12 protein-coding genes are annotated in these 13,507 nt (G+C 70.2%); 9 read left to right on the top strand and 3 right to left on the bottom strand.

Going from position 1 to position 13,507, the window contains the following annotated elements; genetic code table 11:
• Positions 1-70 precede the first annotated feature (70 nt).
• The gene (locus tag FE633_RS16975; RefSeq protein WP_138045991.1) at positions 71-1,003 is read left to right on the top strand and encodes a trypsin-like serine peptidase; all 933 of its coding nucleotides are present in this window, start codon (positions 71-73) and stop codon (positions 1,001-1,003) included.
• 25 nt (positions 1,004-1,028) lie between these two features.
• On the opposite strand, the gene FE633_RS16970 is transcribed toward FE633_RS16975, so the two are convergent.
• Both FE633_RS16970 and FE633_RS16965 read right to left on the bottom strand, forming a co-directional pair.
• On the bottom strand, positions 1,029-2,648 hold the full coding sequence (locus FE633_RS16970; protein ID WP_138045990.1) for an N-acyl-D-amino-acid deacylase family protein: 1,620 nt from the start codon (positions 2,646-2,648) through the stop codon (positions 1,029-1,031).
• Between the two features lie 8 nt (positions 2,649-2,656).
• A complete protein-coding gene (locus FE633_RS16965; RefSeq protein ID WP_138045989.1) occupies positions 2,657-3,952 on the bottom strand; it encodes an amino acid deaminase in 1,296 nt (431 codons plus the stop codon).
• A gap of 134 nt (positions 3,953-4,086) precedes the next feature.
• Between FE633_RS16965 and FE633_RS16960 the strand changes: the two genes are divergently transcribed.
• From FE633_RS16960 to FE633_RS16940, 5 genes are all read left to right on the top strand, one after another.
• Positions 4,087-5,307, top strand: coding sequence for a sugar kinase (locus tag FE633_RS16960; protein WP_281291205.1), 1,221 nt, complete (start codon positions 4,087-4,089; stop codon positions 5,305-5,307).
• Positions 5,304-6,068, top strand: a complete 765-nt coding sequence (locus FE633_RS16955) for an IclR family transcriptional regulator (protein ID WP_138045988.1) — start codon at positions 5,304-5,306, stop codon at positions 6,066-6,068. The genes FE633_RS16960 and FE633_RS16955 overlap by 4 nt, the downstream gene beginning before the upstream one ends.
• Positions 6,065-6,475: a RidA family protein gene (locus FE633_RS16950; protein ID WP_138045987.1), complete on the top strand. Its 411-nt coding sequence runs from the start codon at positions 6,065-6,067 to the stop codon at positions 6,473-6,475. The genes FE633_RS16955 and FE633_RS16950 overlap by 4 nt, the downstream gene beginning before the upstream one ends.
• Positions 6,476-6,592: 117 nt before the next feature.
• Complete coding sequence (locus FE633_RS16945; RefSeq protein ID WP_138045986.1) at positions 6,593-8,083, top strand: GntP family permease; 1,491 nt, start codon at positions 6,593-6,595, stop codon at positions 8,081-8,083.
• Between the two features lie 266 nt (positions 8,084-8,349).
• Positions 8,350-8,958, top strand: coding sequence for a hypothetical protein (locus FE633_RS16940; protein WP_138045985.1), 609 nt, complete (start codon positions 8,350-8,352; stop codon positions 8,956-8,958).
• Between the two features lie 6 nt (positions 8,959-8,964).
• On the opposite strand, the gene FE633_RS16935 is transcribed toward FE633_RS16940, so the two are convergent.
• The gene (locus FE633_RS16935; protein WP_138045984.1) at positions 8,965-10,344 is read right to left on the bottom strand and encodes a M14 family metallopeptidase; all 1,380 of its coding nucleotides are present in this window, start codon (positions 10,342-10,344) and stop codon (positions 8,965-8,967) included.
• 290 nt (positions 10,345-10,634) lie between these two features.
• Here FE633_RS16935 and FE633_RS16930 point away from each other — a divergent pair, with 290 nt between their 5' ends.
• The 3 genes from FE633_RS16930 (at position 10,635) to FE633_RS16920 (ending at position 13,488) form a co-directional block, all read left to right on the top strand.
• Entirely contained in the window at positions 10,635-11,657 is a 1,023-nt protein-coding gene (locus FE633_RS16930; RefSeq protein ID WP_246113666.1) for an MEDS domain-containing protein, read from the top strand.
• The gene (locus FE633_RS16925; RefSeq protein ID WP_138045983.1) at positions 11,570-12,907 is read left to right on the top strand and encodes an Nramp family divalent metal transporter; all 1,338 of its coding nucleotides are present in this window, start codon (positions 11,570-11,572) and stop codon (positions 12,905-12,907) included. The genes FE633_RS16930 and FE633_RS16925 overlap by 88 nt, the downstream gene beginning before the upstream one ends.
• A gap of 128 nt (positions 12,908-13,035) precedes the next feature.
• Positions 13,036-13,488, top strand: a complete 453-nt coding sequence (locus tag FE633_RS16920; RefSeq protein WP_138045982.1) for a hypothetical protein — start codon at positions 13,036-13,038, stop codon at positions 13,486-13,488.
• The last annotated feature ends 19 nt before the right edge of the window (positions 13,489-13,507 follow it).

Genomic DNA, 13,507 nt, shown 5'->3' with positions numbered 1-13,507 from the left:
AATGCGCATGACAAAAACGGGAAGCGGCCGGGAAACCCCCGGTCGCTCAACACGTAAAAGGGGACCCCACATGAAGCCCCGCGCAAAGAAGCCGCTCTTCGCCGTACTCGGAGCCCTGGTGATCACCGGAGCGGGCATGGCGCCCGCGGTGGCCGCCGGCACGGGTGAGGCCGCGGCGCCCGTCCTGCAGGCAGAGGTCAAGACATCCGCCGGACAGGCGGAGACCAGAGTGCCTGCCACACAGAAGGAGGCCGAGGCGCCCGCCGTCCGGGCGGTCGACTTCGCCGGCACCGTCGCGCTCAGCAACTGTTCCGGATCCGTCGTGCGCATGCCGGGCTCGGAGGCGGACGACCCCGCCCTCGTGCTCTCCAACGGCCACTGCCTCGAGAGCGGCTTCCCGGAGCCGGGCGAGGTCATCGTCGACCAGCCCTCCAGCCGCACCTTCGGCCTGCTCAACTCCGCCGGTACGCGCGTCGCCACGCTCAGGGCCAGCAAGATCGCGTACGCGACGATGACCGACACCGACATGTCGCTGTACCAGCTGACCAGCACGTACCAGCAGATCCAGAACTCCTACGGCATCAAGGCGCTGGAGCTCAACGCCGCCCGCCCGGCGGCCGGTACCGCCATCAAGGTCGTCTCCGGCTACTGGAAGCGGATCTACAGCTGCAGCGTCGACGGGTTCGCCTACCGCCTCAAGGAAGGCTCGTGGACCTGGAAGGACTCGGTCCGCTACACCTCCTCCTGCAACACCATCGGCGGCACCTCGGGTTCGCCCGTCATCGACAACGCCACCGGCAAGGTCGTCGCCGTCAACAACACCGGTAACGAGGACGGCGGTCGCTGCACCGACAACAACCCCTGCGAGGTCGACCAGAACGGCAACATCACCGTTCGAAGGGGCATCAACTACGCCCAGCAGACCTACCAGGTCGTCCCCTGCGTCGGGCTCGACAACAAGATCGACCTGAGCCGCTCGGGGTGCACTCTTCCCAAGCCGTAGTGCGGCTCCGGTAGTGGGCGGGTGGTCAGGCCGTGCGCCGGACCGCCCGCCCCGCCAGTACGTCCGTACGCCGCCCGTCCTCGACGGCGAAACGACCGTCGACGAGGACGTGCGGGATGCCGGCCGGGAGCGTGCGCGGGGTCTCGAAGGTCGAGCCGGCGGCGACCGTGGCCGGGTCGAAGAGGACCAGGTCGGCGCGGTGGCCCTCGCGGACCAGGCCGCGGTCGGGCAGGCGGAGCCGCGCGGCCGGGCGTGAGGTGAGATGCGCGACGCATTCCTCGAGGCTCAGGACGCCCAACTCCCTCACGTACCGGCCGAGATACTGGGGGAACGTCCCGTACGCGCGCGGATGCGGCTTGTCGCCCTGGAGGATGCCGTCGGAGCCGCCGGTGTGCACGCGGTGGCGCATGATCTGCTGGACGTTCTCCTCGTGGCCCACGTGCTGGAGGATCGTGGAGCCGAGGCTGTCGTCGAGGAGGAGACGGCGGGCGGTCGTCCACGGGGCCTCGCCGCGCTCGTCGGCCGACCGCTGGACCGTCCGCCCGACATAGGACGCGAGGGCCGGGTCGCTCACGCCCGAGATCTCGATCGTGTCCCACTCGATGGGAACGCCGTGGCAGCCGTCCGCGCCCACGACCTCCATGTGGTGGCGGATCCGCTCGGCGGTGCCGTCGTCCTTCAGCCGGGCGAGGATCGCCTCCGGGCCGCCCTCGCTCGCCCAACTGGGCAGCATCGCCACGAGAGTCGTACACCCCGGGGTGTACGGATATGTGTCGAGGCTGATGTCGGCCCCGGAGGCGAGCGCGTCGTCGAGGAGCGCCAGCAGATCCGGTGCCTTCCCCTCGTTCACGCCGAAGTTCATGGTGGCGTGGGCGAGATGGAGAGGGCAGTTCGCGTTCCGCGTCAGCTCCACCATCTCCTCGTACGCCTCGAGCGCGCCCGCTCCGTACGAGCGGTGGTGCGGGCAGTAGTAGCCGCCGTGTTCCGCCACCACCCGGCACAGCTCGGTGAGTTCGGCGTCCTTGGCGTACATGCCGGGGGTGTACGTCAGCCCGGACGACATGCCCACGGCCCCCTCGCGCAGCCCGTCGGCCACCAACTGCCGCATGGTGTCCAGCTCTTGGGGCGTCGCCTCACGGTCGTCCCATCCGACGGCGAGCATCCGGACGGTGCCCTGGGGGATGAGGTACGCGGCGTTGACGGCGATGCCCTCGCCGTCGAAGCCGTGGTCGAGGCGGTCCAGGTACTCACCCACCGACCGCCAGGTGAAGTCGATGTCGTCGCCGTTGCCGTTCCAGCCGGTGATCGCACGGCGCACCTCGGCGAGCGTGCGGTCGTCGACGGGCGCGTACGACAGCCCGTCCTGGCCGATGACTTCGAGGGTCACCCCCTGCGCGACCTTCGCGCTGTGGTCCGGGTCCCGGAGCAGGGCGAGGTCGCTGTGGGCGTGCATGTCGATGAAACCGGGGGAGAGGACGAGGCCCTCGGCGTCGAAGACGCGGCGGGCGGTGGGCCGCTGGCAGCCGGCCGCCGCGGCCTCCTTGACGATCGCGGCGATACGGCCGCCCTGGATGGCCACGTCGGCCCGGTAGGAGGGTTCACCACTGCCGTCGACGACGTCCGCGTCACGGATGACGAGATCCACGGTGCCTCCTAGAAGAACGTACGCACGTAGTCCACGACGGTGCCGTCCTGCTCCACCACCGGGATCAGCTGCCACTTGTCGAACGACGTGCAGGGGTGGGAGAGGCCGAGGGCCAGCCAGTCGCCGACCTCCAGATCCGCCTCGGGGGTCGTACCGATCCACGCGTGCTGGTCGGAGAGGGACGTGACCGTGATGCCGTGCGCGGGATGCTCGGCGCCCGCACGGCGGACCACCTCGGCGACGGGCAGGTCCAGGTCGTACGCCGCGTCCCGCTTGCCCGCGTTGACGAAGGCCTGCTCCGGGGAGGGGCGGGAGACGACCTGGGCCCAGAGGCGGAAGGCGGGGTGGAGGGCGCCCTCTTCGGGGACGCGGTTGAACGGGGTCACCCGGCGGTAGTGGCCCACGTCGTGCGAGACGTACGCACCGGACCGCAGCAACTTCAGTACGGGCAGGGACAGTTCGGGGATCTCACCGAAGACGTCGGCCACCGCGTCGAACCAGGCGCTGCCGCCCGCGCTGACGACGATCTCGTCCAGCCCCTCGAAACGCCCCGCCCTGTCGAAGTCGGCGGCCAGCGCGGTCAGGCGGCGCAGCCACGCGTGCACCCGCTCCGGGTCCGCCTTCGGCACCTCGCCCTCGTACCCCGCCACGCCCACCAGCCGCAGTGTGTCCACGGCGGCCACCGCGTCCGCGACCACCGCGCACTCCGCCTCCGTCCGTACGCCGGTCCGGGCGCCCTCGCCCGCGGCCAGCTCGACGACGACGTCCACCGGGCGGGCCGATCCCTGCAACGCCGCGTCCATCAGCTCGACACCGCGCACCGAGTCGACGTAGCAGATGAGGCGGAAGGACGGGTCGGCGGCGAGTTGGGAGGCGATCCACTTCAGCGCGGCCGGGTCGACCAACTCGTTGGCCAGGAAGACGCGCTGGATGCCGAAGGCCCGTGCCACCCGCACCTGGTGCGGCACCGCCAGGGTGATCCCCCACGCGCCGTGCTCGATCTGGCGGTGGAAGAGCTGGGGCGCCATCGTGGTCTTCCCGTGCGGGGCGAAGACGAGGCCGTGGCGGGCGGCATACGTCTCCATGAGGCGGAGGTTGTGCTCCAGGTGCTCGGCGGAGAGGGCGAGTACGGGGGTGGTGAAGCCGTCGGTGAAGAGATTGCGGCGCCGGGCGGCCAGTTCGCCGACCGTCAGGCCCTCGGCGTCCGGCGGGAGGCCCCTGAAGCGGTGGTCGACGCGTTCCTCGGCGAGCCGGGCGAGGGCTTCGAGGGCATCGAGGGCTTCGGCTGGTCTGTCGACGGCCATGGAGCCTCCCTGATGAGGTGTGTTGCGATATTTGCAACGCTCATTGCGTATGTCGCTCACCGCTGTCTAACATCCCAGCCAACGCCGGGTCAACGGAGCCGCCGAGACCCGCGGAGCGACAAGGAGTCACAGTCATCGTTACCCCCGTCGGAGATGGCGTGGACGTTGTCACGCTAGGCGAGTCCATGGTCACCTTTCTGCCCTCCCGTCCGGGGCGCCTCGCCGACGTACCGTCCTTCGACCGGGGCATCGGCGGCGCGGAGTCCAATGTGGCGTGCGGGCTGGCTGCCGCCGGACATGCGGTGAAGTGGGTCAGCCGGATCGGCTCCGACGGCTTCGGGCAGCACCTGGTGGAGCGGATCGCCGCACTCGGCGTCGACACGAGTGCGGTCCAGGTGGACCCGGCCCGTCCCACCGGCATCTACTTCCGCACGGCGGGGGAGCGGGCGTTGACGCCAGGCGCGGGGGATCCCCACGGGCCGGACGTCATCGAGGGGGCCTACGGGGGTGCGGACGGGACCGCGGGTTCGGACGGAACCGCCCTCGCCGGCGGGGCCGCCCTCGGCGGCGGGGCTGCGGACGCCGGCGGGGCCGCGGATGCCGGCGGGGCTCCGCTCTCCGAGGTCGTCTACTACCGTGCCGGTTCCGCGGCCTCCGCCATGTCCCCGGCGAACATGCCGGGCGACGAGATCCGCTCCGGCCGCGTCCTCCACCTCTCCGGCATCACGGCCGCCCTCTCCGACGACTGCCTCGCCCTTCTGCGCGACCTCACGTCCCCCCGCCCCCGCCGCCCCCTCGTCTCCTTCGACGTCAACTACCGCGCCGATCTCTGGCGCGACCGGCCCGAGGCCGGCGCCACGCTCCTCGGCCTCGCCCGCCGCAGCGACCTCGTCTTCGTGGGCAGCGACGAGGCGGAGGCCGCCTGGGGCGTGACCGGCGGCCCCACCGCGATCCGGGCACTGCTTCCCGAGCCGCGCCTGCTGGTGGTCAAGGACGGGGGACAGGGGGGCACGGTGTTCGATGGCGGGAGCGGGAGCGAGGGCGATGGCGATGGCGAGGGCGAGTCCGTCACCCATGTCCCCGCCCTCCGTGTGGACGTGGTCGCCCACGTCGGGGCCGGGGACGCCTTCGCCGCCGGTTTCCTGTCCGCGACCCTGCGCGGGCTCCCCGTACGGGACCGCATCAGGCACGGGCATCTCATGGCGGCCGCCGCGCTCACCGTGCCCGGGGACCTCGCGGCGCCGCCCGCACGCGGGCACGCCGACCGGCTGGTCGCCCTGGACGACGACGCGTGGGGGACACTTCGACTCGGCCCCGGGTGGACGCGGGCCCCGGAGGAGGTACGCACCCCATGAGCCAGACCGTCGATCGCGCGCTGAGCATTCTGCCGCTGCTCGCCGAGGGCCCCGCCGACCTCGGCCAGGTCGCAGACCGGCTCGGTGTGCACAAGTCCACGGCGCTCCGGCTCCTGCGCACGCTCCACGAGCACGGCCTCGTCTACCGCCAGTCCGACCAGCGCTACCGCCTCGGCGCCCGCCTCTTCGCGCTCGCCCAGGAGGCGGTCGAGAACCTGGACATCAGGGAGATCGCCCACCCCCACCTCGTACGCCTCAACGAGGAGTGCGGGCACACCGTTCACCTCGCGGTGTACGAGGAGGGCGAGGTCCTCTACATCGACAAGGTCGAGAGCCGCTACCCGGTGCGCATGTACTCCCGGATCGGAAAGCCCGTCGCCATCACGGTCGCCGCGGTCGCCAAACTGCTCCTCGCCGATCTGCCCGAACCGGAGCGCCGCGCCCTCGCGGACAAGCTCGACTACCCCATGTACACGGCCCGTTCGATCCCCAACGCCCCCGCCTTCCTCAAGGAGCTGGCGGCGGTACGCGAACAGGGCTGGGCCACCGACCTCGGCGGCCACGAGGAGTCCATCAACTGCGTGGGCGCCCCGATCCGCGGCACCGACGGGCGCGTCGTCGCCGCCATGTCGGTCTCCGCACCGAACGTCGTCGTCACCGCCGACGAACTCCTCACGCTGCTCCCGCTGGTGCGCCGTACGGCCGAGGCCATCAGCCGCGAGTACTCCGGCACCGCACCCCACAAGGAAGCGAGCTCATGACGGACAAGATCGCCCTCACCCCGAAGACCCACACCACCCCGCCCGCCAAGTTCTCGCACGGCGTCAAGAAGGGGAACATCCTGCAGGTCGCCGGGCAGGTCGGTTTCCTGCCCGCCGTGGAGGGACAGCCGCCGACGCCCGCCGGGCCCACCCTGCGCGAGCAGACCCTCCAGACCCTCGCCAACGTGAAGTCGGTTCTCGAGGAGGGCGGCTCCGGCTGGGACGACGTGATGATGGTCCGCGTCTATCTCACGGACGTCGACCACTTCGCCGAGATGAACGGCATCTACAACCAGTACTTCGAGGAGCAGAACCTCACCGCTCCGCCCGCCGCCCGCACCACCGTCTACGTCGGCCTGCCCGCGGGCCTCCTCATCGAGATCGACGCGCTGGCCGTACTGGGCTGACGCCCCCTCAACTCCCGCACCCCGTACGTCATCACGGTGCGGCGCTCCCTCACATGGCGCCGCACCGCGATTCCTCCTGCCCGAAAGATCAATGCACTTAAGAAGAGGCCCCCCTCTATGTCATCCCCCCTCATAGCCATACCTCTCGCCGCGGAGACCCCGGAGCCCCCACCCCACACCGGCGGCCTGCTCACCCTCATCGACGGCACGGCCGGTCTGCTGACCATCGCGGCCCTCGGCATCGTGCTGCTGCTCGTGCTGATCATCAAGGTCAGACTTCAGCCGTTCGTCGCGCTGCTCGCGGTCTCCATAGCCGTCGGCCTCGCGGCCGGCCTCTCCGTCACCGAACTCTTCGGCACCGTCCAGAAGTCCGAAGCCGTGTCGCTCATCGAAGACGGGATGGGCGGCACCCTCGGACACGTGGCGATCATCATCGGCCTGGGCACCATGCTCGGCGCCGTGCTCGAAGTCTCCGGCGGCGCCGAGGTGCTCGCCTCCCGGCTGCTCGGCCTCTTCGGCGAGAAGCGCGCCCCGCTCGCCATGGGCCTGACCGGCCTGATCTTCGGCATCCCGGTCTTCTTCGACGTCGGCATCTTCGTGCTCGCGCCGATCGTGTACGCGGCGGCCAAGCGCGGCGGCAAGTCGATCGTGCTCTACTCCATGCCGCTGCTCGCCGGTCTCTCCATGACCCACGCCTTCCTGCCGCCGCACCCCGGTCCCGTCGCCGCCGCCGGACTGCTGAAGGTCGACCTCGGCTGGGTCATCCTGATGGGCGTCGTCTGCGGTATCCCCGCCGTGCTCGCCGCCTGGGCCTGGTCCGCGTGGATCGGGCGGCGGCTCTTCGTGCCCGTACCGCAGGACATGGTCGAGGCCGCAGACGAGGCGAAGGCCGCGCTCGCGGAGGAGCAGCGCAAGGACGGCGTGACGCCCCCGGAGAAGCCGGTTCCGCTCGGCATCGTCCTCGCGATCATCGGCACCCCGCTGCTGCTGATCCTGCTGGCGACGTTCTCGTCCATCGCCTTCGATCCCTCCACGGCCCGCAGTGTCATCGAGTTCTTCGGCCACCCCTTCGTCGCGCTCACCCTCGCGCTGCTGCTGGCGTACTACCTCCTCGGCATCCGCCGTGGCTGGTCCCGCAAGTCCCTGGAGACCGTGTCGACCGCCTCGCTCAAGCCGGTCGGCAACATCCTGCTGGTGGTCGGCGCGGGCGGTGTCTTCGGCGCCGTACTCAAGGGCAGCGGCGTCGCGCAGGCCCTCTCGGACACCTTCAACGACGTCGGGCTGCCCGTGGTCGTCCTGTCCTATCTGATCTCGCTGGTGCTGCGCGTGGCCCAGGGCTCGGCGACGGTCGCGATCGTGACGACGGCGGGCATCGTGGCGCCGCTGCTGTCGGAGGGCGACCACTCACAGGCCTTCGTCGCCCTGGTCATCATGGCGATCTCGGCCGGCTCCATTTTCGCCTCGCACGTCAACGACGGCGGCTTCTGGATCGTGGCCAAGTACTTCGGCCTCTCCGAGCGGGACACCCTCAAGACCTGGACGGTCCTGGAATCGGTGCTGTCCGTGGCCGGCTTCGTGGTGGCGGCGGTGTTGAGCGTCTTCGTATAGAGCGGCGACACCGCGCGCGACCGGTCCGGCCGCCCGACCCCCCGCGGCCGGGCGGCCGGACCTTTTCCGGCGCGCTACCTCGACGGCTCCGGGTAGCCGGGCGGAAGCCGCCACGCAGCACGTTGGTTCCCTTGCGGGGCGGGACGGCAGGACGGGGCGGTACGGCGGGACGGCGGGACGACAAAGGGGACAGACCCACTGACAGACGCACGGGGGAGTGGGGCCCGACTGTTCCAGGCACAGGATCGTCGACCATACTGCCCACCGTGGAGCAGCGCATAGGACCCAGCATCCAGCCCCTGCAAGGCGCGGCGGCCGACCCGGCATTCGTCCCCGGCATCACGGGCCCGCGCCCCGCCGAGCCGGAGGAGACGAAGCCGGACGGGACAGCGCCGGAGGACGCCGTCGACGAGGCCGCGGCCGCCGAAGAGGCTGTCGTGGAAGAGACCGTCTCCGGGGAAGAGCCCGCGGCGGACGCCGCCGAAGAGTCCGAGAAGGAGGCCGAGAAGCCCGAGGATTCCGAAGAGGACTCCGAGGAGGCCCCTGATGGCCCCGTCTTCGAGGCCTCCGACCGCCGTGCCTCGATCACGGCCGATCATCGCGGCGTACGACTGCGCCTGGACGACCAGGCGTGCGAGTTCCGCTGGGACGAGGTCGGGGCGATCGAGACGGAGTCCCCGCGCTTCGGCAAGCGCTTCACCATCACGGTGCACACCCCTGACCGCCGCTGGTACCCGATCGAGATCGAGGCGACGGCCAGGGCGTGCTTCACGGAGTGGGAGTCGCAGCTGGACGAGGTCCTGGACGCCTACTTCGAGGACGGCGAGGACGCCGCCGCCGACGCCGGGAAGGGCGCCGACGACGACTCCGAGTAAGGCGCGCTAGCTGCAGTACTGCGCTTCCTTGCCGATCGAGCGGTACATGCAGTCCGAGTTCTCCAGCAGCTGCAGCACCGCGTCCCGGTTGCGGGACGTCTCGCGCTCGATGACCTCGTCGGGCGGGTAGAAGCCGCCGCCGGAGCTGGACGACGGGTACATCTCGAAGGTGTAGCCGAAGATCTTCTGGCTGCCCCACAGATAGTCGTCGATCGAGCCGTCGGTGATGTACAGGTCGCTGGACTGCTCGGCGGTGTAGCCGTTGCTGGCGCCCATCTTCTTGCCGACGGTCGCGAAGGCGTTGCGGTCGTCGGCCGTCATGCCCGTCGTCGTGTCCGAGTAGGTGTAGCCGAAGGGCCACAGCACCAGCTCGCTGTACGTGTGGAAGTCGATGGCCGCCTTGATCTGCTGCTTGCCGCCGACGACCCGGCCGCGGACGAAGTCCGCGACGACCTTCACCTCGGGCGCGGACTCGGCAGCCGGGCCCCGGTAGGTCTCGGAGGACGTCGAACCCGAGGAACCGCCGCAGCAGCCCCAGCGGTAGTTCCAGTTGCGGTTGAGGTCCGTGCCGACGTTCGACGAACCGCTGTTGGGCTGGCGGTTCTTGCGCCACGAGCGGTAGGAGCCGGTCGCGATGTCGTACTCGCCGCCGTCCGGGTTGAGGTCCGGGACGATCCAGATCTCGCGGTTGTTCACCATGTTCGTGATCCGCGAGTCGGAGCCGTATCCGGCACCCAGCTCACGCATCAGGTAGAGCGCCATCTCGACGGTGAGGTGCTCGCGCGCGTGCTGATGGTGGGTGAACAGGACCTCGGGCTCGGACTCGTCGGTCCCGACGTTGTCGCTGATCTTGATGGCGACGATGTCGCGGCCCTGGTGCGATTTCCCGATCACCCGCTTGCTCATGATGTTCGGGTACGCGGAGAGCCGCTGGTTGATCTCCGTGTTCATCTCGGCGTAGTTGTGATAGCGCGCGTCGGCGGAGGGGAAGTCCAGGATGCTCGCGTCACGGCTGCTGGAACGGTCCGGGGCCGAGCCCAGCGGCGAGACCTCGTAGCCGAGCCCGCGAAGCTTCCGGACCTGGGACGCGCGGCCCGAGACGACGACGGTCTCCTCGTCGGCCTCGTCCACCGACACACCGGTCCGGGCGATGGCCGTACGGGTGGCGGCGGTGCTGTGGTCCAGCTGGATCTCGTACTGGCGGATCTCGTCGGCGTCGGACGCGGGTGACGCGCCGGGGGCGCCGCTCGCGGTGGTCGTGGCGGCGATCGGGGCCGCGAGGGCGAGGGCGAGGAGGGTGGCGAGGGCGGCGGTGCGTCGCACGCGTCTGCTGCCGCTTTTGCCGCCGCTGTCGGTTTCGTCGCCGCCTTTGCTGCGAAGTCGCATGAATTCTCCTAGGTTCTCCAGGAATTCCGGGATCTTCCGGAAGTGTGGGGATGGGAGCGGGGGGTGGTTCAGTGCGACGTGCCGGGGTCCGCCGTCCAAGTGATGGCGGACCCCTGTGTGCGGGTGTGGCGCTCATCGTGCTGGGTTGGCATGAGCGGGTCAAGGGTGAGTGATATGAGGCGGGCAGTGTACGCGGAGGCGTGCGCCTCTACGCGGATCCGGCCTTAAGGTGCACCCGCGCGTGTGACGGGCGGGTGCACGGGCGGCCCGTCAGCGGGGAGAGTGGCGGTTTGCGCAAGACGGGCAAGACGAGCAAGGCGAGCAAGACGAGCGAGATGGGCAAGACGAGCAGGACGAGCGAGGACCGGCTGATCGAGGCAAGCGTGAGCACCCAACAGGCCCACAACCAAAGGCCGTTCGACCATCGTATGGCCGTGTTCGGGTCGGACGGCGATTTCCTCGCGGCCGCGCTGCCCTTCATCGCCGAGGGGCTCACGGCGTCCGGCGAACCCCCGCCCGTGGCCATCGCCGACCCGATCCGGCTCGGCCTCCTGCGCGAGGCGCTCGGCCCGGACGCCAAGGCCGTCGGCTTCATACCCCACGCCGAGTGGTACACGGGCTCGGCGGCCAACGCCATCGCCCAGGGCGCCGGTTTCCTCGCCACGGAGGCGGGACCCGGCGGCCGTATCCACCTCCTGATGGAGCCTCAGTGGGCGGGCCGCGCAGGCAGTTCTGCGCGCGAGACCACGGAGTGGATCCGCTACGAGGCGCTCGCGAACCTGCTGTTCGCGCCGTTCGCGGTGACGGCCCTGTGCGCGTACGACACCCGTACCGCGGGCCACGCCATCGTCGACGTCGCGCGCCGCACCCACCCCGACACACCGGTGTACGAGGAACCGGCCCGGCTCGTCCGCGAGTTGGACACCGTTCCGCTGCCGCCGCCCCCGCCCGACGCCGAGCGCCTCATCGCCCCCGAGGCGAGCACCCTGAGCGAGCGGGCTCGGGCGAGGGCTCGCGGACTCGGGCCCGCCGACGCCGAGTTGTTCGCGACGGCGGTCGCCTCGGCGCTGTTCGCCGAGGCGGCGGCGTCCCCGCTCACCGAGGCCCTGTTGTGGGGCGAGGGCCTCGCGTGCGTCTGCGAGCTGCGCACCCCCGCCCGCATCGGCGACCCGCTCGCCGGTTTCGTCCCGCCCGCACCCGAGGTCGGGCCCTCCGGCCAGGGCCTGTGGCTGACCCGCCAGGTCTGCGCGTACGTGGACATCCGGGACCGGGAGGCGGGCGGTTCGCTGATCCGGATGCAGTACGCGCGTTAGCACAGAAGAAGCCCACGAAAGAGGCCACGCAGCGGTACGCGTACGACCAACTTCCTTCACGGCACGCCCTCTTGTGCCTTCGCGCTCTTTACGCTTTCTTGATCGGCATGGCTGTCAAGATCTCCCTGGCCGAGGCGTGCGGCCGCTGGCACCTGTCCACCGGCCGCACCCTCTTCGACGGCTGGGCGAGCCTGGGCCGCTGGACGACGTACTTCTTCGTCGTCTACGTCGTGATCTGGGGTTTCGTCTACGGCGCGGCGGCGATGTCGTCGTCCGGCCTGCCGCTCCAAGCCCTCTTTCCCGACGTCATGGACCTCAAGTGGTGGTCCGTCCTGACCGGCCTGGTGGGCCTGGTCTTCGTCTGGTTCAACAAATACGCCGTCTTCGAGAAGGTCATGACGGTGCTGGTGGGCGTGATGTTCGTGGTCACGGTCTACCTGGCGATCCGTGTCACTCCGAACATCGGCGAAGCCTTCGCGGGCCTGCTCCCCGTCCTGCCCGACGAGAAGGACTCGGTCCTCAACACCCTCGGCCTGATCGGCGGCGTGGGCGGCACCATCACCCTTGCCGCGTACGGCTATTGGGTCAACGCGAAGGGCTGGACGAACACCGGCTGGATGAAGGTGATGCGCCTCGACAACCGCGTCGCGTACGCCACCACCGGCATCTTCGTCATCGCGATGCTCTTCGTCGGCGCGGAGCTCCTCCACTCGGCGAACGTGGCCATCGCGAGTGGCGACAAGGGCCTCATCCAGCTCGGGGACATCCTGGCGGACGAATACGGCACGGCGACGTCGAAATTCTTCCTCGTCGGCTTCTTCGCCACGTCCTTCACCTCGCTGATCGGCGTCTGGCACGGCGTGAGCCTGATGTTCGCGGACTTCGTAGAGCGCTACCGTGCGCGCCGCGGGGCGACGGGCGAGCCGGTCGCGTCCGCCGAGGAAGTGGCGTCCGGCGCCCGCGAGAAGTCCTGGCCCTTCCGCGCCTACCTCCTCTGGCTGACCTTCCCCCCGATCGTCCTCCTCTTCCAGGGCCAGCCCTTCCGCCTGATCATCCTGTACGGCGTCCTGGGCGCGGCCTTCATGCCCTTCCTCGCCCTCACCCTCGTCTGGCTCCTCAACTCCTCGCGCACGCCAGCGGAATGGCGCAACGGCATCCTCAGCAACGTCATGCTGGTGATCGCGGGCCTGCTCTTCGTCGTCCTGTGCGTGAAGCAGGTCTGGGACCAGCCGTGGTCGGAGTTCTTCTGATCTCCTGCGGTCCGGGAGGAGGGGCCGGCCGGCCTGCCGACCGCGCCACCCGCGTCGAGGTGACGAGCACGTAATCTGCGATCGGCACATCACACTGATCGGCGCACATCGTCACGCGAGGGATGGACATGCAGCAGCCCGGACCCGGCTCCCAGTCGCCACAAGGCTTCGGCCCGCCTCCTCCGTCGTACGCCCCGCAGAACCCGTACGCCCAGCAGCCCCCGCACGCTCCCCAGAACCCGTACGCCCAGCAGGCCGCCCCGTACCCGCCCGTCCCCACCCCGCCGCAACCGCCTGCCCAGGGCCCGGACTTCCTCGCCGCCGACCGTCACAACGCCGTCGTCGTGGACGCCGAGGGTGTCTCGTTCGAGAACCACGGAATGAACGCCGAGTTCCCCTGGCCCGTGATCCGCAGCGTCCACTACAAGCCCGGCGCCACGGGCAGGGGCCTCATGGTGGCCGTGGTCCACGTCGACGGCAGCGTGTATGAGTGCGGAGTCGACGCGAAGCGCCGCGAGCGGCTGCAGGAGTGGTTCGGGCAGCTCTCCTCCGTGCTCGGGTATTACCGCCCGGCGGGTTAGGAGCGCCGTCACGCCGGTC

Origin of the sequence: Streptomyces montanus (assembly GCF_005786655.1) — a bacterium.
In the GTDB taxonomy this organism is placed as follows: Bacteria; Actinomycetota; Actinomycetes; order Streptomycetales; family Streptomycetaceae; genus Streptomyces; species Streptomyces sporangiiformans.
Note: the sequence above shows the minus strand (reverse complement) of the source record. Positions and strands in the feature narration are given on the sequence as shown.